Genomic DNA, 24,944 nt, shown 5'->3' with positions numbered 1-24,944 from the left:
AAGCGCCACAGGTCGAAAGCGTTGTTAGGAATTGTCTGGTATTACTGATCGCTCCAACTGCGTAAGTTTGTGGAAACACAAATTGATAACAGTCTGGAGGACAAAATGGCGCAGTCCATTAGCGCATATTCTCTCAGCGGCTACCAAATGGGCTTGGGCGCTGGCGGCCGCGCTCATATCGAACACGAACATTGCCCCCCGTTCGCCATCGTCATGCTGGTGTTCGCCGCCGCAATGCTCGGCGGCGTCTGGTTCAGCGGCGAATTCAACAGCTTCGCCGCCGGGTTGATCGCGTGGGCCGGCATCCTCGCCATGCTGGGCGCATGCGCCGATCGCTGGTTCAGCGGCGCCGCCGCGCTCGAACGCCGTATCCGTCAGCGCGAGAGAGCGCGATGCCGCGTGCTTGGCGGCATCGCGTCGCGCAGCGGTTTCAGGCAGCAATGGCCTGACTGGACGACGTCAGCAGCACGGGAATGGACTTCGACGTCGGCGTACCGGCGCCATCCGCAACCGATGACAGCGGCACGAGCGGGTTGGTCTCCGGATAATACGCACCGAGACAGCCACGCGGAATGTCGTATTCGACGAGCTTGAAACCGTCTACGCGACGCTCGATGCCGTCGTCCCACACGCTCGTGATATCCACCAGTTCGCCCGGCTCGAACCCGAGCATGTCGATGTCCTCGCGGTTCGCGAACAGCACGCGCCGCTGTCCGTACACGCCGCGGTAGCGATCGTCGAGACCGTAAATCGTCGTGTTGTACTGATCGTGCGAACGCGTCGTCATCAGCGTCATGAGACGGTCGCCGTACAGCGCACGGGCGCGGTGGATCGGCGTATCGATCGCGATCCTGTGCACGATGAACTGCGCCTTGCCGCTCGGCGTCTTCCAGACGCGATCGCGCGACGCCACGCCGAGATGAAAACCGCCCGGCTGCTTCAGGCGTTCGTTGTAGCGCTCGAAACCGTCGAGCACTTTTTCGATGCCATCGCGGATCAGCGCGTAGTCGCCCTCATGTGCGCGCCAGTCGACCTTGGCCGAGCCGAGCGTCGCGTGCGCCATGCGTGCGACGATCGCGACTTCGGAAAGCAGATTCGCCGAGGCCGGCTTGTTCATGCCGTACGAAATGTGCACCATGCTCATCGAATCCTCGACGGACACGCCTTGCGGCACGCCGTTCTGAACATCGATCTCGGTGCGGCCGAGCGTCGGCAGAATGAGCGCGTCGCGGCCGTGTACGAAATGGCTGCGGTTGAGCTTTGTCGTGATGTGCACCGTGAGATCGCACGAGCGCATCGCTTCCCAGGTGCGCGGCGTGTCGGGCGTCGCGATCGAAAAATTTCCGCCCAGGCCGATAAACACCTTCACCTTGCCTTCGAGCATCGCGTGAATCGTTTCGACGACGTCGTAGCCATGCTCGCGCGGCGGCTCGAAATCGTAGGCCGCGCCGAGCCGGTCGAGAAACGCCTGCGTCGGTTTTTCCTCGATGCCGACCGTGCGGTCGCCCTGCACGTTCGAATGGCCGCGCACCGGACATAAGCCCGCGCCGCGCCGTCCGATATTCCCGCGCATCATCATCAGGTTCGAAAGCAGTTGAATGGTCGGCACGGAGTTCTTGTGCTGCGTGAGGCCCATGCCCCACGTCGAGATGACGGCGCGGCCTTTCGCGTAGATGTCGGCGAGATTCAGCAGATCGTCCATCTCCACGCCCGATTCCGCGATGATCGCGTCCCAGCTTTCGGCGCGCAGGTCGTCGGCGAAGGCGTCGAAGCCGACCGTGTGCTCCGCGATGAAATCGACGTCGAGCACGCGCTCGCCACCGTTCGCGCGCGCGGCGTCGTCGAGTTCGATCACGCGCTTCGCCACGCCTTTGATCAGCGCGAAGTCGCCGCCGACTTTCGGGCGGATGAACACCGAACTGATCTTCACGCCCTTCGGCGAGAGCATGTCGAGCGTGTGCTGCGGGCTCGCGAAACGTTCGAGGCCGCGCTCCTTCAGCGGATTGATCGACACGATGGTCGCGCCGCGTTTCGCGCACTCGCGCAACTCGCCGAGCATGCGCGGATGGTTCGTCGCCGGATTCTGGCCGAAGAGCAGCAGCGTGTCGGCGTGTTCGAAGTCGTCGAGCGTGACGGTGCCCTTGCCGATGCCGACGGTATGCGGCAAGCCGCGGCTCGTCGCTTCGTGGCACATGTTCGAGCAATCGGGGAAATTGTTCGTGCCGTACATCCGCACAAACAATTGATACAGAAAAGCGGCTTCGTTGCTCGCACGGCCGGACGTGTAGAACGCGGCGCGATCGGGATCGTCGAGTTTCTTCAGATGCGAGGCGATGAGTTCGAACGCATCGTCCCAATCGATCGGCACATAGCGGTCGCGCTTTGCGTCGTAGACGAGCGGATCGGTCAGCCTGCCGTGCTGCTCCAGTTCGTAATCGCTCTGCGTCATCAGCGACGAAACCGTGTGCTCCTCGAAGAACGCGGGCGTCACGCGCTTGCTCGTCGCTTCGGCGGCGACGGCCTTGACGCCGTTCTCGCAGAATTCGAAGGTCGAGCCGTGCTCGCGGTCGGGCCACGCGCAGCCGGGGCAATCGAAGCCGTCCGGCTGATTCTGCTTGAAGAGCGTCTTGTAGTTGCCGCCCGCCACCTTCTCCTTGACGAGATTGATGGCAACCTGCTTCAGCGCGCCCCAGCCGGCGGCGGGATGCGTATAGGGTTCGATGCGTTCTTCGGGCTTCTTGAACATGGCTTGGCGGATGATGCTTTTTGGCTTGCGATGTCCGAAGCGTACTGTGATCCGAATCGCGCGCGGCGCACAGAAAATGCGAAATAGAAGGAGTACAGTTGCGTCGATTTGCCCTAGACTTGACGCATTGCCGCTTCAGAACGAAATCCAGTTGAAACTCTACGAAAAGCTCGCCGATGAAATCGAGGAAGCCGTGCGGCGCGGCGTGTTCACGCCCGGCGAGAAGATTGCGTCGGTGCGGCAGGCGAGCCAGCAGCACGGCGTGAGCATCAAGACGGTGCTGCATGCGTACGCGATCCTGGAAAGCCGCGGGATTCTGGAGACGCGTCCGCAGTCCGGCTATTTCGTGCGCGCAAAACCGCAGGCGGGCGCGGCGCACAGTCAGCCGACGCGCGTGATCGCGACGGCATCGGAAGTCGATGTGAGCCGGCTCGTGCTTTCGACGTTGCGCAGCATCCGCGCTCACGACGCCGTGCCGTTCGGCTCGCCGTATCCCGATCCCGAGCCGTTTCCGTGGCGGCGCATCAACCAGTACGCGAACGCGATCGCGCGGCGGCAGGCGAGTTGGAATCTCATCGACGATCTGCCGCCCGGCAATCCCGAGCTGATTCGCCAGATCGCGCGGCGTTATGCCGAAAACGGCGTGCCGGTCGATCCGGAGGAGATCGTCATCACGGTCGGTGCGACTGAGGCGATTAACCTGAGCCTGCAGGCCGTCGCGCAGCCCGGCGACACGGTGGCCGTCGAATCGCCGACTTACTACGCGATGCTGCACGCGATCGAGCGTCTCGGGATGCGCGCGATCGAAGTGCCGACGCATCCGGCGGAAGGCATCGACATCGACGCTCTGGCGCGGATCATCGGACGAAGAAAGATCGCCGCGTGCATGGTGATGCCGAACTTCCAGAATCCGCTCGGCTTCCAGATGCCGGACGAGCGCAAGCGCCGGCTCGTCGAATTGCTGTCCGCGCACGATATTCCGGTCATCGAAAACGATGTCTATCACGAGCTTTATTACGGCGATGCGCGCCCGTCGACGCTCAAGAACTTCGATACAAAAGGGCTCGTGCTGCATTGCGCGTCGTTTTCGAAGAGTCTGACGGCGTCGTACCGGATCGGCTGGGCGATGCCGGGACGGTATCGGGCGCAGGTCGAGAAGCTCAAGTTTCTGAACACGTTGACGACGCCATCGGTGCCGCAGGTCGCGATCGCGGATTATCTGCGGCAGGACGGCTACGACCGGCATCTGCGGCGCGTGCGCAAGCTGTATCGGCAGCAGTCGCGCATCATGAGCGCGATGGTCGAGCGCTTCTTTCCGGCGGGCACGCGCACATCGGCGCCGCAGGGCGGCTATGTGCTATGGGTGGAATTGCCGGAGCGCGTCGATTCGATGCGGCTCTATCGCGCCGCGCTCGACAGCGGCATCACGGTCGGACCGGGCTACATGTTCTCCACGCGCAACGCCTTCAGCCATTTCATCCGGCTGAACTACAGTTATCCGTGGACCGCGCAGAGCGAGGCCGCGTTGCGGCGGCTCGGCGAACTCGCGGGCAGGGAGATAACTATGGGGATTCGCGCATGAACGATGACATCGATCCGGCGCTCGTCGCCGTGCTGACACAGCTTTGGCGCGCACAGACGGAAACGCCGGAACGCGCGTGGTCGCTCGCGAAATTGGCGAAGCAGTCCGGTTTGCCGATGAGCGCGTTGCGTCGGCAATTGACCGGGCTCGAGGAAGCGGGATTCGTCGAGGTGCGGATGAACGAGGATGGGACGGGCAGCGCGGGGTTGAGCGAGCAAGGCGTGACTTTGTGTCAGTCGATTTTCAGCGCAGGTGAATAAATGGGCTATGGTGATATACCATATGTATATCGTATAGCGAGGTATCTATGGGAAGGATCTTGATCGATTTGCCCGACGAACAGATAGACGAACTCGCCGCGATCGGCGAAGAGCAGCAGCGCCCGCGAGCCGCGGTCATTCGGGACGCGATCAGCGCGTACGTCGCGAGCAACAAGCGCCGTGCTGCCGTCGATGTGTTCGGCTTATGGCAAGAGCGAAAGATCGATGGATTGCAGTACCAGCGGGAGCTGCGCGAAGAATGGTAAGAGCGCTTTTCGACACGAACATCCTGATCGATTACCTGTCGGGAATCGATGCGGCACGCAAGGAGATCGAGCGTTACGAAGAGCGGTCGATCAGCATCATCACGCTCATGGAAGTTCTAGAGGGCGCCAAACCCGACAGTGAAGCGTCGCTGCGCGCCTGGCTGTCCACCTTCGATCTCGTGCCGCTCGATTCGGCCGTCGCGAACCTCGCAATCGGAATTCGCAGGAAATCGCGCATCAAGTTGCCGGATGCGATCGTGTGGGCGTCGGCGCAATCGGTGAATGCGCTGCTCGTTTCGCGCAACTCGAAGGACTTCCCGCCCGACGATCCGGGCGTGCGGATGCCCTATCAACTGTAGCCGCGTCGGTCGCCAGCACCCTTGGACATCCACATCACCCTGCACGGCCGCCGCGACCTGACCGGCCAGATCTACGGCCAGCTACGCGCGGGCATCATCGAAGGGCGGCTCGCCGCGAACGCGCGCCTGCCGTCCACCCGCGATCTCGCCGCGCAGCTCGGCGTCTCGCGCAAGACCACGCTCGATGTCTTCGAGCGGCTGATCGCGGAAGGCTTCTTGCGCACGCGCGCCGGCGACGGCACGTTTGTCGCTGAAGGGCTCACGCGCCTGCCGACCGCGCGCACCGAACCCGTATCGGCCCGCGCCCGCGCCACCGGCATCTGGCGCAAGATGCCCGAGCGCATGACGATGCCGATGCCGCCCGCCGACGAAACGCTCGACTGCGATTTCAAGGGCGGCGTAACCGACAAATCGCTCTTTCCCTACGACGCCTGGCGACGCTGTCTGAATCAGGCACTGCGCACGCAGGCGCGCGCGGGCGGCGGCGTCGCGGGTTATCGCGATCCGGGCGGCGAGCAGGCGTTGCGGCTCGGCATCGCGCGTTATCTCGCGTTCAGCCGCGCGGTCGTCTGCAACTGGCAGGACGTGATCGTCACGCAGGGCGCGCAACAGGCGCTCGATCTGCTCGCGCGCGTGACGATCCAGCCGGGCGATGTCGTCGCGGTCGAAGAGCCGGGTTATCCGCCGGCGCGGGCGCTCTTCGCGGCGCTCGGCGCGCGCATCGCGCATGTGCCGGTCGATGGCGAGGGCATCGTCGTGAGAAAGCTGCCGCGCAACACGCGGCTCGTCTACGTCACGCCGTCGCATCAGTTTCCGCTCGGCATGCCGATGAGCCTCGAGCGGCGCGTCGAGTTGCTCGAATGGGCGGGCAAGCGCGGCGCGGTGATCGTCGAGGACGACTACGACGGCGAATTCCGCTTCGAAGGGCGGCCGGTGGAATCGCTGAAGAGTCTCGATCGCGCGGGACTCGTCGCGTATGTCGGCACGTTTTCGAAGACGCTCTTTCCCGATCTGCGGCTCGGCTACGTCGTGCCGCCCGCGACACTCTCCGAACCGCTCTGGAACGCAAAGCAGATTTGCGACTGGCACAGCGGCATGCTGACGCAAACCGCGCTCGGCGCGTTCATGCTCGATGGCGAATACGCGAAGCATCTGCGCCGCATGCACAAGGCTTACGCGGAACGCCGCGCGCTGTTGATCGAACGTCTGCAAGGCGAGCTCGCGCCTTGGTTCGAGCCGCTGCCCGCGACGGCGGGCATCCATCTCGTCGCGCGGCTCGCCGGTTCGGTGCGGGAAGACGAGGTCGTCGCGGCGGCGCGCGCCGTATCGGTCGGGCTGTACGGCATACGCGCGTTCTACGCGGGCGAGCCGGCGCAGCAAGGCGTGCTGCTCGGCTACGGCGGGACGAACGTCACGGCGATCGAGCGCGGCGCGACGCGCCTCGCCGCGCTCATGCCGACGCTCGTCCGCTAGCTTCGCGGCGTCACTGATCGCACAACAACAGCAGCTTTTCCTGCGCGGAACACGCCGCTTTTTTCGGCTTTTGCGCGGCCGCGTCGGCGTCGCGCGTCGCGACCTTGCGCGTCGGATTCTGCGCTTGCTCGGCGGCCGCCGTGCGCTGCGCGATGCACGCGCGCAAGTGCTTTTCCATCGGCGGATAGTATTTCCAGCCCTTCGTGAGCGGCGGCAGTTCGAGATGCACCTGCTTCCACTTCGGATGGCCGTTCGCCTGCAGCGTGTCGAAGTTCGAGCACAGCGAATCGGCGAATTTCGACAGCGCGCCGACCGTGCCGCGCAAACCGTAATCGTAGGTCACGAGAAACGCCTTCACGGTGAGCGTCGGCGTGTCTTCCTGAATCCAGTTCGGATAACTCGTCGTGCGGATCGTCGCCGGGAAATAGGTCTGCTTCGCGCGCGCGGTTTCCTGCGCGTTCGGATCGAGGCGCAGCAGCCTGATCTGCTTGAGCAGCTCCGGATTCATGTCCTGAAAGAGCTTCGCCGGCTGCCCCGCGACGATCACCGCCACGTCGATCTTCCCGACGATCAGCCGCGCGAGCGAATCCTCGTTGTTGAGATGCTGCTCGTTGGCTTCGGCGATCGGTTCGCCGAACATCAGCCGATACAGCGTCTCCGCCGATTGCGCCGTGCCGCTGCCGATCGGCCCGACGCTGATGTTCTTGCCCTTGATCTCGTGGATGTACTTCATCGGCGAGTCCGCGCGCGTGACGAAGTAAATCTCTTCGTCGTAGAGCGGCATGATGAGCCGCAGCGGCTTGATGATCTTGCCCGCGTCCGCATTGCCCGAGGTCGCCATGTCCATGTACGCCTGATACACGTCCGACTGCACCAGCGCGAACTTCACGCCGGGCTCGTAGCGCATGCGCTGCACGTTCTCCGCCGACCCTTTCGACGGCAGCACTTCCAGTTCGATGCCGGCCGGCTCGGCCACGTACTTCGACAAGTCCTGTCCGATCTGGATATACGTGCCGCGTTCCTGGCCCGTCGTGATCTTGTAGGGAATCGGATCGGCGGCGAAGCTCGATCCCGCGCCGATCATCCCGGCGATGGCGAGAAGCGTCAGCGCGCCCCGTGCGGCGTTGCGCATGTATTTCGTGGTGAACATGATTGACCCTTAGTCGGAGTTGGACGGGTGCTTTTTGAAACTCGCACGATGCGGGAATCGTCCGCGTCGCGCGCAATCTGCTCATGCGCGGGCACTCGCATGCGGCCCGGCGCGAAGATGCGCGGCGCGTGCTTGCGGTGCGTCGGTGTTGTCTCTGCGTGTTCTTGTAGTTGCGTCGTTCTTGCGTCGTTCTTGTGCGTTTTTTTGCGTTTTTTTGCCGTTTTCAGCGCGACGGCGGCTTCGAGGCCGAATCGCCGCCGCTCCAGCCGTATTGCTTGATGGCGCGTTCGAGTTCCTCGGACTTGTCGGAGTCGACATGCGAGCCGGCCGGCATCGTGGCGAACTGCGGCGACGCGCCGGTCGTGGCCGCGGCCTGCGTGCTGCGCGTCGCGACGTTCGTCTGCACGACGGGCTGGGCGACGGCTTGTGCGACGGCCGCGGGCGGACGGGGCACGGCTGCCTGCATCGGCGCCGTCGGTGGCGGAAGCGCGCTGCTCTGATTGCCCGATTGCGGTGGATGCGGCACGGCGGTGCGCGTCGGGGGCGCGGACGGCTGCGGCGGATCTTCGCCGAGGTAATACGCGCCGCGCGGATTGGCCGGACGAGCGGCTTGCTGCGGCGGCTCGTCGCCGATGTAATAGGGCGCGCGCGGGTTCGCGGCACGCGAATTCGCGGCGGAAGGCTGGGCGCTTTCTTCACCGAGATAATAGGGCGCGCGCGCCGCTTGCGTGACGGGCGGCGGAGCGGCCTTCGCAGCGGCCGGTTGCGACGGCGCGGGCACGGCGGCTTGTGTCGTGGCCGGTTGTGGCGTCGCCAGGGGCGTCGGCAGGGGCGTCGGTTGGGGCGTCGGTTGCGTGGCCGCTTGCGGCGCGGGCGTGGGCATCGTCATCGTCGTGGCGACGGTCGGCGCGGGCGGCGGATTGATCGTCGTCGCGGTGATCGCGGCGGTCGCCGCCTGGCCACGCGCGATTTTCTCCGCGCGCGATTCGTAGGCAGCGTCGTCGTCGGCCCAGCGCGCGGCGGTGCTGCGTTGCACCGTGCGCCTGTCCGGCGTGGGCTTCTGAGTAAACCCGTTCGTCTTCGCGGCCTGCGCGGCCGCCGCTGCAACGTTTGCCTGCGCGGGAAGCTGAGCGGGCGCGGCAGCCGCCGTGTTCGCGGCATCCGCGGCGGGCGCCGTGCCCGGCACGCGTTTGGCGAGCGCGGCCACTGCCGTCGGCGCGAGCCAGCCCGCGTGCGAAATCACGCGTTCGAGCATGGCTTGCGATTCGATGTTGCTGCCGTCGAGGGCGAGCGCCTCGCCCGCGTTCTGCTGCACGCACGCCCACGCGGACGTGCGCTCGCAGGCGCGCGCGAGTTGCAGCGCGGCGTCGCGCTGCGCTTCGCGCTTGACGAGCTCGTCCTTCAGCGATTCGTAGTCGGCGCGCGCCTGTTGCTGCGGCGGAAGCATTTTGAGCCGCGCGCGGGCCGTGGCGAGATCGTGCTGATCCAGCGCGACGCGCACATCCTGCAGCGCATTGCCGGACGGAGCGGCGGCCAACGGGCGCCGGTCCGCCGCGGCCGGTGCGGCAGGCGTGCCGGGCGCGTCGGTTGCGCCGCGCATCAGCGAACCGACCTTGGAGTCGATCACGCCCGAAACGCTGTGATCCGCGGATGGCGTGCTCGAACCGCCGTCCGAATCGCCAAGCTGGTAATAGAACGTCGCGCCGAGCAGCAACACGAGACCGCATGCACCGGCGATGACTGTCTTCTTCGTGTTCCACCGCTCGGAACCGGGCAGGGCGTCGGGATCGTTGCTGGAATCGGCGAAGGCGTTGCGTGCGGATTCCTCGGCGCGGCGCGCGCGATACTCCGCCGCCTTTTGCGCGATGCGCTCGCTCGCGCGCTCCGTCCAGCGCGAGCGCATGCCCGGCTCGACGCGCCCGGCGCCATCCGAGTCGAGGGAAGCGGAAGAACCGGATGCGGACGCACCCGCCGATGCGAGCGGCGCCGATGCCTCTTCGAAAACGTTCTTGCGCGATTTGCCCGAGGCGGCCTCGCGCGTCTGGCCGAATGCGGCGCTTCGGTCTGCGCCGCAATTGGGGCAACTGTCGGCGTTCTTGCGCACCGTGCTGCCGCACCGCTGGCAGACGACGGAGAACATGGATGCGGGAAACGTCAGTCGCGTGGTCATGCTAAAGCCCTCGAAGGACGTGTGCGTGAGGTTGCCAAAATCGCGTGGCCGCCAATGCGCGCCGAGCCGTCGCGCCTGTACGCGGGAACGGCGTCCCGCGGCAGCAATCCTTCGTATTCTTTGTCCGCGCGGCGCGCGCGCCAGCGGGAAACGACTATCCGACTATGGTTCAACCACTATCGGACGTCAATTGCCTTTCGCCCCTACTCCGGGCGGTGCTCTCGCTCACGATATTTCTGACATTTTGGGATCGCGGCGGCGGTTTTGAATCGCCAATCCTTAGCCGAAAAAAGACAACGGGGCGCGATCGCCGGATAACCCACTGATGTGAAAGCGATTCGAGCGCGTGATGAAACGTTGTAGCGAGCCCACGCCGAGTATGTCAATGCGGATCGCCCGAAGCGGCGGACGTTGCCGGGAGATTGGTAAGGCTTCCGAATCATCGTTCGAAAGGTTTGCCTTTCGTGCTCCGGCGTTGCGCAGAAGCGAAAAAGCCGCGGCGCGAATGACGCGCCGCGGCTTTCATCAGACCGACCCGAAGCGTTATTCCGCCAGTTGCAGCTTGCCGTCGATGCGGCGGTTCAGGCCGAGCGGATTCGCCGTCTTCAGCGCGTCGGGCAGAAGCGCGTCAGGCAGATCCTGATAGCTGACCGGGCGCAGGAAACGGTTGATCGCGAGACTGCCGACCGAAGTCGAGCGGCCATCCGCCGTCGACGGGAACGGGCCGCCGTGCACCATCGCGTGGCCGACCTCCACGCCCGTGCCGAAGCCGTTCACCAGCAGGCGGCCGGTGCGGCGCTCGAGCGCGGGCAGGACGCGCTTCGCATCGGCGTAATCGGCCTCGTCGATATGCAGCGCCGAGGTCAACTGGCCTTCCAGCGATTCGATCAGATCGATCATCGCGTCGAGGCTCGGGCAACGCACGACCAGCGACGATGCACCGAAGATTTCCTCTTGCAGATCGTGATTCTTGCGGAACGCTTCGGCGGTGGTGACGAACAGCGCCGACTGGCCCTGATTGTCGCCCTTCGCTTCGAGGCCGCGCGCGGCGGTGGTCACGTCGGCGTTATCGGCGGTCTTCGCGACCGAGTTCGCGTACGTCTTGCAGATGCCCGGCGTAAGCATCGTCTGCGCGGCGGTTTCCTTGAGCGCAGCGGAAGCCGCTTCGATGAACTTGTCGAGATCCGGGCCGTCGACGGCCAGAATCAGGCCCGGATTCGTGCAGAACTGGCCCGCGCCGAGCACGAGCGACGAGACGAACGCCTTGCCGATGGCTTCGCCGCGATTCTTGAGCGCGTTCGGGAACAGCAGTACCGGGTTGATGCTGCTCATTTCCGCGTAGACGGGGATGGGTTCCTTGCGCGCCGCCGCGATCTTCATCAGCGCGACGCCACCGCCGCGCGAGCCGGTGAAGCCCGCCGCCTTGATGCGGTTGTCGGCGACGAGGCCCTGACCGATGTCGCGGCCGCTGTCGAAGAGGAGCGAGAACGTGCCTTCGGGCATGCCGCAGTCCTTCACGGCCTTCTGCACCGCGCAGCCGACGAGCTCCGCCGTGCCGGGATGCGCCGAGTGCGCCTTGACGATGACCGGGCAACCGGCGGCGAGCGCCGACGCCGTGTCGCCGCCGGCGACGGAGAACGCGAGCGGGAAGTTGCTCGCGCCGAACACGGCGACCGGGCCGACGCCGATATGACGCAGACGCAGATCGACGCGCGGCAGCGGCTTGCGCTCGGGTTGCGCCGGATCGATCCGCACGCCGAGAAAATCGCCATTGCGGACGACATCGGCGAACATGCGCAACTGGCCGACCGTGCGGCCGCGCTCGCCTTCGAGACGCGCGCGCGGCAGGCCGCTTTCGATCATGCAGCGCTCGATCAGGTCGTCGCCGATATCGAGGATGTTCTGCGCGATCGTTTCCAGGAACTTCGCGCGCGCTTCGGGCGCGGTTTCGCGGTAGACGTCGAACGCGGCCCACGCGAGGGCGCACGCGCGGTCGAGGTCCGCGAGCGTCGCGCCGCCGAAAGCCGGTTCGATGGCCGCGCCGGTCGACGCGTTGACGGCCTTGATCGAGCCGTTCGAGCCGAAGACCGATTCCTGACCGATGAGCAGGTTGCCAGTGAGTTGCATGATGTCTCGTCCTTGCTTGGAGTGATTCGCGGCAGCCGCATGTACCGGTTGTACGATGACTGCACCTTGCCCGACTATACGGCTTCGCGCGTGCGCCTGTATAGTGAAACCTTTCCATCGCTTGATCGCTTTTTGGAATCACCCCGCGCTTTCCCGCACGCCGAAAGATGAAGAACACACTCGATGTATTGATGTCGCGGCTGCGCATGAAGCAGCTTCAACTGCTGATCGCGCTCGACGACCACAAATCGCTGCACAAGGCGTCGAGCGCCATGGCGATGACGCAATCCGCCGCGAGCAAGGCGCTCGCCGAACTCGAATCCATGCTGGAAGCGCCGCTATTCGAGCGTGCGAAGAGCGGGCTGATCCCGAATCCGTTCGGCCGCTGCGTGGTGCGCTACGCACGCGTGCTGGCCGCCGATCTCAACGCGCTCTGCCAGGAAGTCGCGCAGATTCGCGCGGGCACGGGCGGGCGGCTGACCGTCGGCACGATCATGGGCGCGGTGCCGGGCGTGGTCGCGCCGATCGTCAACGAGATGCACGCGAAGCATCCGGATCTGGCGATCGAAATCGTCGAGGATACGAGCGCGCGCATGCTGCCGATGCTCGACGACGGCCGCGTCGATCTCGTCATCGGGCGCTCGAGCGTGTCGGATCAGCCGTCGAAGTATCAGTATCAGCCGCTGGCGGACGAGCCGCTTTGCATCGTCGTCGGTCAGGGTCACGAGCGCACGGGCGAGCCGGAAGTCGGTTTCGCCGATCTCGCGCGCTATCGCTGGGTCACGTATCCGAGCTATATGCCGATGAGCGCATTGCTGGAACGCGAACTCGATCTCGCCGGCCTGCCGATGCCCGCCAATCCGATTTCCACCGCCTCGCCGCTGATGACCGTGACGCTGCTGCAAGAGAGCGCGGAACTCGTGTCGATTCTGCCGGCGAGCGTCGCGAAAGTGTTCGAGCGCCACGGCATGCTGCGCATTCTGCCCGTTCGCATGAAGTCGAAATCGCAGACCTACGGCATCGTCACGCGCAGGGGCGGCGAGCTTTCGCCGGCGGCGCGGCAGTTCGTGCAGATGTTGCGCGAGCAGCGCCGGCCGAACTGACACTCAGCGCGTCGCGACGATGAACAGACGCGGGAAGGGCAGGAGCACGCTGCCGTCGTCGAAAACGGTATATGCGGTTTTCAGGCCGGCGCGATAGCGGTCGAGGAACGCGGCCGCTTCCTTCTCGTCGAGCTTCGCGAGGAACGGCCGCAGCGCCGAGCCCTTGAACCATTCGATGATGGCATCGACGCCGCCGTCCAGCGGATGATGGTACGTCGTGCGCCACACGTCGACGCGCGCGCACAGCGGCTTGAGCAACGCGTAATACCAGTCCGCCCGGAAGCGCGCGGTGCGCTCCACGCCCTTCAGCTTGTCGCGCCAAGGGCCATCGGCGGCGGCTTCGCGCATCAGGCGGTGCGCGGGTTCGTCGAGATTGTCGGGCATCTGCACGGCGAGCTGCCCGCCCTTCGCGAGCTTGCCGGCGAGCGACGGAAACAGCGTCTCGTGATCGGGCACCCACTGCAGCGCCGCGTTCGCGAGAATCAGATCGAACGGTCCTTCTGCCTGCCACGCGGAAATGTCGGCGAGCGCGAATTCGACTTGGGGCAGGCGCTTTTTCGCCGCGTCGATCATGTCGCCCGAATTGTCGACGCCGATCACGCGCGCGTTCGGCGCATGCGCGATGAGCGTTTCGGTTGAATTGCCGGGGCCGCAGCCGAGATCGACCGCCGTGCGCGCGGCTCGCGCATGAGTCGCGTTCAGCAGATCGCGGACGGGGCGCGTGCGCTCTTCCTCGAACAGCGAATATTGGCGAGCTTGCCATTCGGGCGATGATGTCGTCATTGAAGGCTCCAGTCGATGTTCGTCGTGATATCAGACGCGATTCTAGATGCGCGGGCCGCGCCGATCCAAAGCCGCGCGACGGCCTTTGAATGGAACGCTGAATCCGATGTGCACGCGAGTCATTGAAAAAACTCGGATATGTCCCTTTCGCGCGGGCATCGCGCCTATACTGGCGAAGCATTCGCGGGCGGTTCCAGGCAATATCGGAACTTGCTTTCGCATGCATATCACGAACATCATTCGCGCCGCCCTCCGGCGCCTTAAGCACTCGGGGACTCGCAGATGAGCGACACGTCAGTCGGCGGCTTGAAGGGTCTCGTGGACGCGCTGCGCGCGCAGCAAGACGCGCTCACCGAACGCTGGATGAAGCTCGTGTTCGGCGATCAGGAAGTCGAACATTCGGATCAGCTCACGTATCGGCAGCTTGCGGATCATCTGCCGAGCATCTTCGATGAAATCTGCATCGTGCTGGAATCGCGCAATCTGCGCGACCAGGAAGGCGCGATCGAGCGCGACGCGCGCCAACACGGGCAATGGCGCTGGCAGCAAGGCTACCGTATCGATGAACTCGTGCGCGAACTCGATCTTTTTCGTCAGGTGTTGCTGCTCGCGATCGGCGAATACGCGGGCGCGCATGACGATCTTTCGCGCGCCGACGAAGAGCACGCGCGCCTCATGACCGATGAAGTCGTGAGCTTCGTCACGCTGGCGTCGATTCGCGAGGCGATCGGCGAGCGCGATCGCAAGATCGACGAATACACCGGCATGCTGGAGCGCGCCAACTACGAGCTGACGCTGCGGCAAAAGCTCATCAGCGATTTGTACGAGACGCGCATGCAGGTCACGCGACGCGTCGCGCACGATCTGCGCAATTTCCTCAACGTGTTCTCGACGGCGCTGCAACTGGCCGCGCGCTCGGCCGCGAAGCGCGAGACGGCGCTCGGACTGGCGAACCGGCAAGTCGCCGACATGGCGTCGCTCGTCGACGAGATGGTCGAATATTCGAAAGTGCTGGGCGACGATTCGGTGCTGACGGTCGAGCCGTTCGATCTCGTCGGTCTCTTCGACGAGCTGATGCAGGCCTGCCGCGTCGCGACCGAATCGAAGGGATTGAAGCTGATCGGCCATCTCGATCCGGCGCTCGGTGAGGTGACGTCGAACCGGCTGAAGGTGAAGCAGGTCGCGCTGAATCTGCTGTCGAATGCGATCAAGTACACGTCGTCGGGCGAGATCGCACTGTCGATCGCCGCCGCGCCCGATCAGCGCTGGAAATTGCGCGTCGCCGATACGGGCGTCGGCATCAGCGTGGCGGATCAGGAGCGCGTGTTCGAGGAATTCGAGCGCGCCGCCGATGACGACATTCCCGGCGCCGGGCTCGGCCTTGCGATCGTCAAGGAGTTGTCGCGCACGCTGGAAGGGGAACTGCGCTTCCAGTCATCGAAAGGGCGCGGAAGCGTGTTCGAAGTGACGTTCCCGATGGTGCTGGAACCGAAGGCTTCCGACGCTCAATAAGCGAAAAAAGGCGGACGGGTCGCCCCGTCCGCCTTCCGGTCACCACGACGCCTGAACGATGCTCAGGCCGCCGCTTCTTCTTCGACCACTGCTTCGTCTTCCACCGACGCGCGGATCAGATGGTCGAACGCCGAGAGCGCCGCCTTCGCGCCTTCGCCGACCGCGATCACGATCTGCTTGTACGGCACCGTCGTCACGTCGCCCGCGGCGAACACGCCCGGCAGCGAGGTCGCGCCCTTCGCATCGACGACGATCTCGCCGTGCTTCGACAACTCGACTACGCCCTTCAGCCATTCGGTGTTCGGCACGAGGCCGATCTGCACGAACACGCCTTCCAGCTCGACGTGATGGCTCGCGCCCGTCGCGCGGTCCGTGTACGTGATGCCGTTGACCTTCTTGCCGTCGCCGGTGACTTCGGTCGTCTGTGCCTCGGTGACGATCGTCACGTTCGGCAGGCTGCGCAGCTTCTTCTGCAGGACCGCGTCGGCGCGCAGCTCGTTGCCGAATTCGATCAGCGTCACCGCCGACACGATGCCCGCGAGGTCGATCGCCGCTTCCACGCCCGAATTGCCGCCGCCGATCACGGCGACGCGCTTGCCCTTGAAGAGCGGGCCGTCGCAGTGCGGGCAGTACGCCACGCCGCGTCCGCGATACTCGCGCTCGCCCGGCACGTTGATTTCACGCCAGCGCGCGCCGGTCGACAGAATCACGGTCTTCGCCTTCAGCACCGCGCCGCTCGCGAGATGGATTTCATTGATGCGGCCCGGCACCAGCTTCTCGGCGCGTTGCACGTCCATGATATCGACTTCGTAGCTCTTGACGTGCTGCTCCAGCGCTGTGGCGAACTTCGGCCCTTCGGTTTCCTTGACCGAGACGAAGTTTTCGATGGCCATCGTATCGAGCACCTGACCGCCGAAGCGCTCGGCGACGACGCCCGTCGCGATGCCCTTGCGCGCCGAATAGATCGCCGCCGCCGCGCCGGCAGGACCGCCGCCGACGATCAGCGTGTCGAACACCGGCTTGTTCTCGAGTTCCTTCGCCGCGCGCGCCGATGCGCCCGTGTCCAGCTTCGCGAGGATTTCCTTCACGCCCATGCGGCCCGAGCCGAAGCTCTCGCCGTTGACGAACATCATCGGCACGGACATGACCTGGCGTTCCTCGACTTCCTGCTGGAACAGCGCGCCGTCGATCGCGACATGCTTGATGCGCGGGTTGATGATCGCCATCACGTTCAGCGCCTGCACGACTTCCGGGCAGTTCTGGCACGACAGCGAGAAATACGTCTCGAACGCGAAGTCGCCGTCGAGATTCTTGATCTGCTCGATGATGGCGTCGTCGAGCTTGATCGGATGGCCGCCGGCTTGCAACAGCGCGAGCACGAGCGACGTGAATTCGTGGCCCATCGGGATGCCGGCGAAGTGGATGCCCGCAGCCTTGCCCGCCTCGCCGATGGTGAAGGACGGACGACGCACGCTGGCGTCCTCTTTCTCGACGACGCTGATCCGCGCAGACAGCGTAGCGATCTCGTCGAGCAGGCTTTTCAGCTCACGCGACTTGTCGCTGTCGTCGAGGAAGGCGACGAGTTCGATCGGCCGGGTGACTTTTTCCAGATACGCTTTTAATTGATTCTTGAGATTGGCGTCGAGCATGGCGATGTCCGTTCCTTGACTTGGGATATTGCAGACGTGTTCCGCCGCGGCGCTGCGAAATTCGCAGCGCCGGACGAACACGTTTTTTGGGGTGAACCTGCCGCAGAACCGCGGCAAGTTCGATACAGCGCTCGTGAAGTACGAGACTTAGATCTTGCCGATCAGGTCGAGCGACGGGGTCAGCGTTTCAGCGCCCGGCGTCCACTTGGCGGGGCACACTTGACCCGGATTCTTCGCGATGTACTGAGCAGCCTGAACCTTGCGGAGCAGTTCGCCAGCGTCGCGGCCGATGCCGTTGTCGTGCACTTCGCACAGCTTGATCTCGCCTTCCGGGTTGATCACGAACGTGCCGCGCAGCGCCAGGCCTTCTTCTTCGATCAGAACGTCGAAGTTGCGCGAGATCGCGAGCGTCGGGTCGGCGATCATCGGATAGTTGATCTTCTGGATCGTGTCCGACGTGTCGTGCCATGCCTTGTGCGTGAAGTGCGTGTCGGTCGAAACCGAGTAGATTTCCACGCCGAGCTTCTTGAATTCTTCGTAGCGGTCAGCCAGGTCGCCCAGTTCGGTCGGGCAGACGAACGTGAAATCGGCCGGGTAGAACACAAACACCGACCACTTGCCCTTCAGGCTTTCATCGGTGACGGTCACGAACTCGCCATTGTGATAGGCGGTTGCTTTGAACGGCTTGACTTGACTGTTGATGATGGGCATTACCAGTTTCCTTTTGGAGTGGTGTTGAAGAAGTAAGTGAACTATACAGGAAAGCTATCGTACTTGCGAAGTGGATTGATTTTATTGTCGGGATAGCGCGGGGCTATCGACGCGATATTTTGGCGTTTTCCCGCACAAGGCATTCTGATTGCATGCGCCTTCGCAGGTTCCTTAAACAGACTTGGTCGCTTTCACTTTCATTTCAAGGAGGCAGTATGAAAATAGGAATCATCGGAGCGGGGAATATCGGTTCGGTGCTGGCACTGCGCTTCACCGAGAAAGGGCATGACGTGCGTATCGCGAATTCGCGCGGCCCGGCGTCGCTCGCGGATATCGAGCGCGAGACCGGCGCGAAGGCCGTCGAAGCGCGGGACGCGGTGAAGGACGCCGAAGTCGTCGTCGTCACGATTCCCGAAGCCAAGGTGCCGAACCTGCCGAAGGATCTGTTTGCGGGCGTGCCGGCGAGCGTCGTCGTGATCGACACCGGTAACTACTATCCGCAGCAGCGCGACGGGCGGATCGAAGGCATCGAAAAGGGCACGCCCGAGAGCCGCTGGGTTGAGCAGCAGATCGGTCGGCCGGTCGTGAAAGCGTTCAACAATATCTATGCGGATCACCTGAAGAACCGCGGCAAGCCGCCGGGAACGCCGGGCCGCATCGCGCTGCCGGTCGCGGGCGATGACGCGAAGGCAAAGGCCGTCGTGATGAAGCTCGTCGATGAGATCGGCTTCGATCCGGTCGATGCCGGCCAGATCGACGATTCTTGGCGTCAGCAGCCCGCGACGCCCGTCTATACCGCCGACCTCGACGCCGCCGGCCTGCGCGCGGCGCTTCAGAAGGCCGATCCGGTGCGCAAGCCCGAATGGCGCGCGACGGACAAGAGTCCCGGCACCTTCGACCAACCCGCGTAGAAGCGAAAGACCGTACGGTAAAGCGCGGGAACGCGCGCGCGCCGTGAGACAATCTGCAAACTTTCCCGATGGGCTTTAACATGACGAACCGGGCTGGCGCAAAAATGCAGCCGCCGTCCGGCGTCGTGGACTCGCAGATTGACTATGAAAACCGCTTCTCCTACGCAGGACGTGCAGAACCCGCAACACCGCTTCGGCGAGTGCGACGAGTGCGCGGACGTCGAACTCGTGGCGACCGCCACCATTCCGACCCGCTACGGCACTTTCGCTTCGTACGTCTATCGCGTGAAGCACACGGATGTGGAGCACATCGCGTTCGTGATGGGCGACGTGAGCAGCGGCGAACCCGTGCTGACGCGCCTGCACTCCGAATGCGTGACCGGCGATGTCTTCGGCTCGTACCGCTGTGACTGCGGCGAGCAGCTCGATCTGGCATTGCGCTATATCGCCGCGGAGGCTCGCGGGATTCTGCTGTATCTGCGCGGCCACGAAGGGCGCGGCATCGGCCTCGCGAACAAGATCCGTGCATACGCGCTGCAGGAACAGGGGCTCGATACCGTCGATGCGAACCTGCATCTCGGCCTGCCCGACGACGCCCGCGAATACGATTCCGCCGCCGCGATCCTGCGTTCCATGAACGTGAAGTCGGTGCGATTGATGAGCAACAATCCGTCGAAGTTCGACACGCTGCTCAGGCACGATATTCCCGTATGCGAACGCGTCGCGCTCGCCATCCCGATGCGCGAGGAAAACGAGCGCTACATCAAGACGAAGCAGGCGCGCTTCGGGCATTACTTCGACGAGAACGAGTAAGCCCGACAGTGCGCGCGCTCACTGCGCGTCGTGAAAAATTACCCCGAGCATATGCCTGCGTCCCGAGCGCAGGCGGCTCACGCCGTGCTTCATGTTCACCCGATACGGCCCGCGCGTGCCCTGCACCGGCCGATGATGCACCGCGAAGAACACCGCATCGCCTTGCAAAAGCGGTACGACTTCCGCACGCGACTGCATGCGCGGACGCTGCTCCGTCATCACGAATTCGCCGCCGGTGAAATCGTGGCCGGGCGCGGAAAGCAGGATCGCCATCTGAATCGGAAAGACGTGCTCGCCGTAGAGATCCTGATGCAGACAGTTGAAATCGCCGGGCACGTAACGTAGCAAGAGCGGCGTCGGCCGTGTCTGCCCCGCGCGATGACAGCGCTCGATGAACGCCGCATGCTCGCGCGGATAGCGCGTCTCGATGCCCATCACCTCGTTCCAGCGATTCGCGACCGGCGCGAGATGCGGATACACCGCGCGCCGCACGCGTTCGAGCGCGCCCGGCAACGGATACGCGAAGTATTTGTATTCGCCGCGCCCGAAGCCGTGGCGCTCCATCACGACGCGGCTGCGAAAAATGCCGTCGCGATCGTAAAGCGCCGCGAGCGCCTCGCATTCGTCGCGCGAAAAAAGCGCCGACGCCGTCGCGCAGCCGAAGCTATCGAGTTGCGCTTCGAGATCGGCCCAGTCGAGCGCGTCGATGCGATCGCCGATATCGTCTGCCGTCGCGCGTTCGAGCACCTTCATGTCGTTCCTCCGGATGTGCGTGAATTCGAATGAAGTGTGCGCCCGCGACGCGACGCACGCACTCCGGCTCTTGCTGTGCAATTCAATGCGCGGCCGCAGTCTCCGCGATGCGTTCGTGCAGCGCGGCCTTGCGCGCGGCCATCTTCGCGCCGATCGCGACGAGATCCATCTGCGTCTTGCGCACGGCCGGGAAGAGTACGGTTTCCTCTTCCTCGATGTGATGCACCGCGTTTTCCTTCAGCACCTTGAACGTCGCGTCGAAACCGTCTTCGCCGGCGCGCAGGTTCGCGAATCGTTCGATCAGCGTCTTCACCAGAAAATGCTCGACGTAGGCTTCGTCCACGTCGATGCGCCGGTCCGCTTCGAGCGCGTTCTGCGCGCCCGGATACAACAATTCCTCCTCGACGATCGTATGGATCGTCAACAGTTCGCACGCGCGCTGCACGAGCGAGTTCTTGCGCTCGAAATCGTCGTGGTCCGCGCGTTCGAAGGCATCGAACAATTGTTCGATGGCGCGGTGATCGGCTTCGAGCATGTCGAGCGCATCGATGGGTCGCGGGGTTTGAGCGGTGGACATGGGGTTCTCCAATAGTGGGCTCTGTCGGCCCGGTAGCGACATCTGCGTGTCCCCAAGGTGCCGTAAAAAAGCAAGACGAATGCCCGCTATGGATCAGTTAACGGCGGCGGTGCGCGCGTCTAGATAGTGGTATTTCTCGATTCGCTCAAGTCGCGTTGGCGCAGCACTTTCACCTGCCACCACGCGGGCAGCAGCCGCCGCACTTCGGCGCGCGCGAAGCGGTCGTCGATCAGATAAAGCACGCCGCGATCGAGCGGTCCGCGAATCACGCGTCCCGCCGCCTGCACCACTTTCTGCAAGCCGGGAAAAAGATACGTGTACGCATAGCCCTCGCCGAACGCCTCGTGCATGCGCGCTTTCATTTGCTGATTGACGGGATTGAGTTGCGGCAGCCCGAGCGTCGCGACGAACGCACCGATGAGACGCGTGCCCGGCAGATCGATCGCCTCGCCGAACGCGCCGCCCAGCACCGCGAATCCGATACCGCGTCCATCGGCGACGAAGCGCGCGAGAAACTCGCGTTGCGCCGCCTCGCTCATCGCGCGGGACTGCTGCCAGCAGGGAATCGACGGATGACGCGCCGCCAGCGCCGCCGCCACTTGCGTCAGATAGTCGAAGCTGCTGAAGAAGCTCAGATAGTTGCCCTCGGCGCGGAAGTATTGCGCGGCGATGAGATCGGCGATGCGATCCACCGAGCGCTCGCGATCCCGATAGCGCGTCGAAAGATCGGCGATCGCGCGCACGTCGAGCTGATCGGCGGAGAAGGGCGATTCGACGTCGATCCGCACGCTCGATGCCGGCAAGCCGAGCGTATCGGCGTAAAAGTGCGCGGGCGTGAGCGTCGCCGAAAAGAGCGCGACGCTGTGCGCGCGCGCCAATCGCGGCGCGAGATGCGGCGCGGGAATCACGTTGCGCAGGCAGAGCGTGGCATTGCGCTTCTTCGCGTTTGCGCTCGCGTTTGCGTTCGCGCCGGAAAGCGTGATGTCGAAGATCGAATGCGACCCGAAACGCTCCGCGATGCGCGTGAAATGCACGGCATCGAAATAGAAGCGCAGCGTGTCGGGCGTGAAGGCGTCGGGCTGTTCGCCGAGCGTTTCTGTCATCAGCGAAACGGCTTGCCCGAGCGCGGTCAAAAAGCGCGCGGGCAGCTCCGTATGCGCCGCGTACTCGATGCCCGACGCGTGCTGCTCGCTCGCCGTCTCGCTCCAGCTTCGCGCGACGCGCCCAAGCGCCTTCTTGAGCACGCCCGGCGCGCCGCGGCGCATCGCGTTGAAGGCGGACTGATCGAGTGTCGCGGAATACATGCCGCGCGCGCGTTCGACGAGGTTGTGCGCTTCGTCGACGAGCACCGCCACGCGCCAGCGATTCGCCTCCGCGAGCGCGAAGAGCATCGCGCTCGTGTCGAAGTAGTAGTTGTAATCGCCGACGATCACATCGCTCCAGCGCGACAATTCCTGGCTCAGATAGTACGGACAGATGTCATGCCGGCGCGCGACCTCTGCGACCGACGCCCGATCGAGCTGCGTGCATTGGAGCGCGGCGGCGCGCGCATCGGCGAGGCGATCGTAGAAGCCGCGCGCGAGCGGACACGATTCGCCGTGACACGCGCGATCGGGGTATTCGCAAGCCTTGTCGCGCGCGACGAGTTCGACGACGCGCAACGGCTTCGCGGCGAGCGTCGTGAGCGCGTCGAGCGCGAGTTGCCGTCCCGCGCTTTTCGCGGTGAGAAAGTAGATCTTGTCGAACTGCTGGCCGGGCCACGCCTTCAGGAGCGGAAAGAGCGTGCCGACCGTTTTGCCGATGCCCGTCGGCGCTTGCGCGGCGAGACAGCGCTTCGACACCGCCGAGCGATACACCGCTTCCGCGAGCGCGCGCTGGCCGGGGCGGAAATCGGCGTGAGGGAACGCGAGCGTCTTCAGCGCTTCGTCGCGTGCCGCCCCGTGCGCCAGTTCCTGCCGCGCCCACGCGATGAAGCGTTCGCACTGCGCCTCGAAATGCACGGCGAGCGCTGCGGCCGTTTGCGTCTCGACGAGCACGCTTTCGGTTTCATCGACGATATCGAAATAAACGAGCGCGATGTCGATGGCTTCCAGCCCGAGCTTTCGGCACATCAGATGTCCGTAGACGCGCGCCTGCGCCCAATGCAGATGCCGATGATTCTCCGGCATCGATTCGAGCTTGCCGCGATGCGTCTTGATTTCCTCGAGCCGGTTGAGCGCGGGATCGTAGCCATCGGCGCGGCCGCGCACGAGTAGCGGGCCGTAGGTTTCCGAAAGCGAAATTTCCTTTTGATATCCGTCCGGCCGACGGTTCGTCACCGTGACATGGCCGGCGACGCCTTCCTGCGCGCTCGGCGTCGGCGTAAAGCGTAGATCGAGATCGCCCTGTTTCGCCGTGAACTCGCACAGCGCGCGCACGGCGACGGTGTAGGCGGGCTCGGGTACTGTATGCATGTACAGGAGTCTAGCACGCGCCTTTCACGAAGCCGCGCGCAGCAGTTCTCCGAGCGTTTTCATCGCGTTGTCGATTTGCGGCGACCATGGATGACCGAAATTGACGCGCACATGATTCCCGAAATCGTGACGCGCGGAGAAGATCGGCCCCGGCGTCACGTTGATGCCGTGTTCGAGTCCCCGCCGATGCAACTGCATCGCGTCGACGTGATCGGCCAGTTGCAGCCACAGGAAATAGCCGCCGTCCGGCCGCCGATATGCGACGTCGGACGGCAGCCAGCGCGCGATGGCGTGCTCCATCGCATCGCGTTGCGCGAGAAGCGCGCCGCGCAGCTTGCGTAAATGCTTGTCGAAGCCGCCGTGCTGCAAATAATCGGCGATGCCCGCCTGAATCGGGACGCTGGTGGAAATGCTCGTCATCAGCTTGAGACGCCGGATCGCATCGGCGAAACGGCCCGCCGCGACCCAGCCGAGCCGATACCCCGGCGCAAGCGTCTTCGACAGCGATGCGCAATGCATCACGAGCCCGTTCGTATCGAAAGCTTTCGCGGGCGGCGGACGATCCTGCGCGAAATGCAGTTCGCCGTAGACATCGTCTTCGATCAGCGGAACCTCGTGCTTCGCGAGCAATGCGACGAGCGCGCGCTTTTTCTCGACGGAAAGCGTCGCGCCGGTCGGATTCTGAAAGTTCGTCATGAACCAGCACGCGCGCACCGGATGCTTGTCGAGCGCTTCGGCGAGCACGTCGAGATCGAGACCGTCTTGCGGATCGACCGGAATCTCCACCGCGCGCAAGCCGAGATGCTCGATAGCCTGCAACGCGGCATAGAAGCACGGCGATTCGATCGCGACGACATCGCCCGGCTGCGTGACGGCCATGAGGCAAAGCGTGAGCGCTTCCATCGCGCCGTTCGTGACGATGAGTTCGTCCATCGGCTGCGCGATGCCCATGCCGATATAACGCAGCGCGATCTGTCCGCGCAACGCCTCGTTGCCCGGCGGCATGTCGACGACGGTGCTCCACGGATCGAGCATCCGCGCCGCGTGCGCGAGCGACTTCGCAAGACGCTGCAACGGAAAGAGCGCCGGCGATGGAAACGCGGAGCCGAGCGGCACGACGTCCGGGCGCTTCACGGCGTCGAGCACGGAGAACACGAGGCTGCTTACGTCGATGGGCGCGGGTTCTTTCAGCGTCGCGCTCTCTTTCGGCGCGAGTGCGGCGCCCGGCGCGACGTAATAGCCGGAACGTTCGCGCGCGCGAATCAAGCCCCATTCTTCGAGCAGGTAGTACGCGCGAAAGACCGTCGACTGGCCGACGCCGTATTGCGTCGTCAAATGCCGCACCGAAGGCAGCCGTGCACCGACAGGCAGGCGGCCCGCGCGTATCTCGGCGGCCATCGTGTCGGCAAGGGCTTGGTAGCGCTTCATCGCGGGTATCGGTGAAAGGGCGCGAAATTGTCTCACGCTTTATCGACGGAATATCGACACCCCGCCGCGCGTTTAATGAATAAGCGGCTTAATCGCCGTGCCCGCTTTTCAATCTTTC

At 64.3% G+C, this 24,944-nt stretch carries 21 protein-coding genes; 9 read left to right on the top strand and 12 right to left on the bottom strand.

What is annotated here, in order from left to right; all coding sequences use genetic code 11:
* Nucleotides 1–24 precede the first annotated feature (24 nt).
* A complete protein-coding gene (locus tag NCS03_RS18705) occupies nucleotides 25–441 on the bottom strand; it encodes a hypothetical protein (RefSeq protein ID WP_250529558.1) in 417 nt (138 codons plus the stop codon).
* Nucleotides 431–2,746: an FdhF/YdeP family oxidoreductase gene (locus tag NCS03_RS18700; RefSeq protein WP_250529557.1), complete on the bottom strand. Its 2,316-nt coding sequence runs from the start codon at nucleotides 2,744–2,746 to the stop codon at nucleotides 431–433. The genes NCS03_RS18705 and NCS03_RS18700 overlap by 11 nt, the downstream gene beginning before the upstream one ends.
* A 151-nt stretch (nucleotides 2,747–2,897) precedes the next feature.
* Between NCS03_RS18700 and NCS03_RS18695 the strand changes: the two genes are divergently transcribed.
* From NCS03_RS18695 to pdxR, 5 genes are read left to right on the top strand one after another with little or no spacing between them, the layout of a single operon-like run.
* Nucleotides 2,898–4,328 carry an aminotransferase-like domain-containing protein gene (locus NCS03_RS18695; RefSeq protein WP_175979496.1) on the top strand — a complete coding sequence of 477 codons (1,431 nt, stop codon included), beginning with the start codon at nucleotides 2,898–2,900 and terminating at the stop codon, nucleotides 4,326–4,328.
* The gene (locus NCS03_RS18690) at nucleotides 4,325–4,588 is read left to right on the top strand and encodes a helix-turn-helix domain-containing protein (protein ID WP_008352953.1); all 264 of its coding nucleotides are present in this window, start codon (nucleotides 4,325–4,327) and stop codon (nucleotides 4,586–4,588) included. The genes NCS03_RS18695 and NCS03_RS18690 overlap by 4 nt, the downstream gene beginning before the upstream one ends.
* 47 nt (nucleotides 4,589–4,635) lie before the next feature.
* Nucleotides 4,636–4,854 carry a ribbon-helix-helix domain-containing protein gene (locus NCS03_RS18685; protein ID WP_250436011.1) on the top strand — a complete coding sequence of 73 codons (219 nt, stop codon included), beginning with the start codon at nucleotides 4,636–4,638 and terminating at the stop codon, nucleotides 4,852–4,854.
* On the top strand, nucleotides 4,848–5,213 hold the full coding sequence (locus NCS03_RS18680) for a type II toxin-antitoxin system VapC family toxin (RefSeq protein WP_250436009.1): 366 nt from the start codon (nucleotides 4,848–4,850) through the stop codon (nucleotides 5,211–5,213). The genes NCS03_RS18685 and NCS03_RS18680 overlap by 7 nt, the downstream gene beginning before the upstream one ends.
* Nucleotides 5,214–5,234: 21 nt before the next feature.
* The gene (pdxR, locus tag NCS03_RS18675; protein WP_250529556.1) at nucleotides 5,235–6,686 is read left to right on the top strand and encodes a MocR-like pyridoxine biosynthesis transcription factor PdxR; all 1,452 of its coding nucleotides are present in this window, start codon (nucleotides 5,235–5,237) and stop codon (nucleotides 6,684–6,686) included.
* Nucleotides 6,687–6,696: 10 nt separating this feature from the next.
* Here pdxR and NCS03_RS18670 read toward each other — a convergent pair whose 3' ends face one another.
* The 3 genes from NCS03_RS18670 to NCS03_RS18660 all read right to left on the bottom strand — a co-directional run bounded on the left by NCS03_RS18670 (nucleotide 6,697) and on the right by NCS03_RS18660 (nucleotide 12,133).
* Nucleotides 6,697–7,836 (bottom strand): TAXI family TRAP transporter solute-binding subunit, encoded by a 1,140-nt coding sequence (locus NCS03_RS18670; protein ID WP_008352958.1) that lies wholly within the window; start codon nucleotides 7,834–7,836, stop codon nucleotides 6,697–6,699.
* A gap of 223 nt (nucleotides 7,837–8,059) precedes the next feature.
* Nucleotides 8,060–10,006, bottom strand: coding sequence for a zinc ribbon domain-containing protein (locus NCS03_RS18665; protein ID WP_250529555.1), 1,947 nt, complete (start codon nucleotides 10,004–10,006; stop codon nucleotides 8,060–8,062).
* Nucleotides 10,007–10,549: 543 nt separating this feature from the next.
* Nucleotides 10,550–12,133: an aldehyde dehydrogenase (NADP(+)) gene (locus NCS03_RS18660; protein WP_250529554.1), complete on the bottom strand. Its 1,584-nt coding sequence runs from the start codon at nucleotides 12,131–12,133 to the stop codon at nucleotides 10,550–10,552.
* Between the two features lie 167 nt (nucleotides 12,134–12,300).
* On the opposite strand from NCS03_RS18660, the gene NCS03_RS18655 reads away from it, so the two are divergent.
* Entirely contained in the window at nucleotides 12,301–13,236 is a 936-nt protein-coding gene (locus tag NCS03_RS18655; RefSeq protein ID WP_008352964.1) for a LysR family transcriptional regulator, read from the top strand.
* Between the two features lie 3 nt (nucleotides 13,237–13,239).
* Here NCS03_RS18655 and tam read toward each other — a convergent pair whose 3' ends face one another.
* Nucleotides 13,240–14,019 (bottom strand): trans-aconitate 2-methyltransferase, encoded by a 780-nt coding sequence (gene tam / locus NCS03_RS18650; protein WP_008352965.1) that lies wholly within the window; start codon nucleotides 14,017–14,019, stop codon nucleotides 13,240–13,242.
* Nucleotides 14,020–14,301: 282 nt separating this feature from the next.
* Here tam and NCS03_RS18645 point away from each other — a divergent pair, with 282 nt between their 5' ends.
* Nucleotides 14,302–15,531, top strand: a complete 1,230-nt coding sequence (locus NCS03_RS18645) for a sensor histidine kinase (protein ID WP_250456868.1) — start codon at nucleotides 14,302–14,304, stop codon at nucleotides 15,529–15,531.
* A gap of 62 nt (nucleotides 15,532–15,593) precedes the next feature.
* On the opposite strand, the gene ahpF is transcribed toward NCS03_RS18645, so the two are convergent.
* Nucleotides 15,594–17,180, bottom strand: coding sequence for an alkyl hydroperoxide reductase subunit F (ahpF, locus tag NCS03_RS18640; protein ID WP_008352970.1), 1,587 nt, complete (start codon nucleotides 17,178–17,180; stop codon nucleotides 15,594–15,596).
* A 147-nt stretch (nucleotides 17,181–17,327) separates the two neighbouring features.
* Nucleotides 17,328–17,891 carry an alkyl hydroperoxide reductase subunit C gene (ahpC, locus tag NCS03_RS18635; RefSeq protein ID WP_008352971.1) on the bottom strand — a complete coding sequence of 188 codons (564 nt, stop codon included), beginning with the start codon at nucleotides 17,889–17,891 and terminating at the stop codon, nucleotides 17,328–17,330.
* A gap of 152 nt (nucleotides 17,892–18,043) precedes the next feature.
* Between ahpC and NCS03_RS18630 the strand changes: the two genes are divergently transcribed.
* Complete coding sequence (locus NCS03_RS18630; protein ID WP_284504349.1) at nucleotides 18,044–18,802, top strand: NADPH-dependent F420 reductase; 759 nt, start codon at nucleotides 18,044–18,046, stop codon at nucleotides 18,800–18,802.
* Nucleotides 18,803–18,946: 144 nt separating this feature from the next.
* A complete protein-coding gene (ribA, locus tag NCS03_RS18625) occupies nucleotides 18,947–19,615 on the top strand; it encodes a GTP cyclohydrolase II (RefSeq protein ID WP_008352974.1) in 669 nt (222 codons plus the stop codon).
* A gap of 18 nt (nucleotides 19,616–19,633) precedes the next feature.
* Here the strand turns inward: ribA and NCS03_RS18620 are convergent, their stop codons facing one another.
* The 4 genes from NCS03_RS18620 to NCS03_RS18605 form a co-directional block, all read right to left on the bottom strand.
* On the bottom strand, nucleotides 19,634–20,368 hold the full coding sequence (locus tag NCS03_RS18620; protein ID WP_033537062.1) for a 2OG-Fe(II) oxygenase: 735 nt from the start codon (nucleotides 20,366–20,368) through the stop codon (nucleotides 19,634–19,636).
* 82 nt (nucleotides 20,369–20,450) lie between these two features.
* On the bottom strand, nucleotides 20,451–20,945 hold the full coding sequence (locus NCS03_RS18615) for a hemerythrin domain-containing protein (protein WP_250436001.1): 495 nt from the start codon (nucleotides 20,943–20,945) through the stop codon (nucleotides 20,451–20,453).
* A 119-nt stretch (nucleotides 20,946–21,064) separates the two neighbouring features.
* Nucleotides 21,065–23,398 carry an ATP-dependent DNA helicase gene (locus tag NCS03_RS18610; RefSeq protein ID WP_250529553.1) on the bottom strand — a complete coding sequence of 778 codons (2,334 nt, stop codon included), beginning with the start codon at nucleotides 23,396–23,398 and terminating at the stop codon, nucleotides 21,065–21,067.
* A gap of 24 nt (nucleotides 23,399–23,422) precedes the next feature.
* The gene (locus tag NCS03_RS18605) at nucleotides 23,423–24,826 is read right to left on the bottom strand and encodes an aminotransferase-like domain-containing protein (protein WP_175979486.1); all 1,404 of its coding nucleotides are present in this window, start codon (nucleotides 24,824–24,826) and stop codon (nucleotides 23,423–23,425) included.
* Nucleotides 24,827–24,944 lie beyond the last annotated feature (118 nt).

The organism is Caballeronia sp. ATUFL_F1_KS4A, assembly GCF_023630905.1.
Classification (GTDB): Bacteria; Pseudomonadota; Gammaproteobacteria; order Burkholderiales; family Burkholderiaceae; genus Caballeronia; species Caballeronia zhejiangensis.
This window is presented reverse-complemented; position numbering and strand designations above follow the sequence as displayed.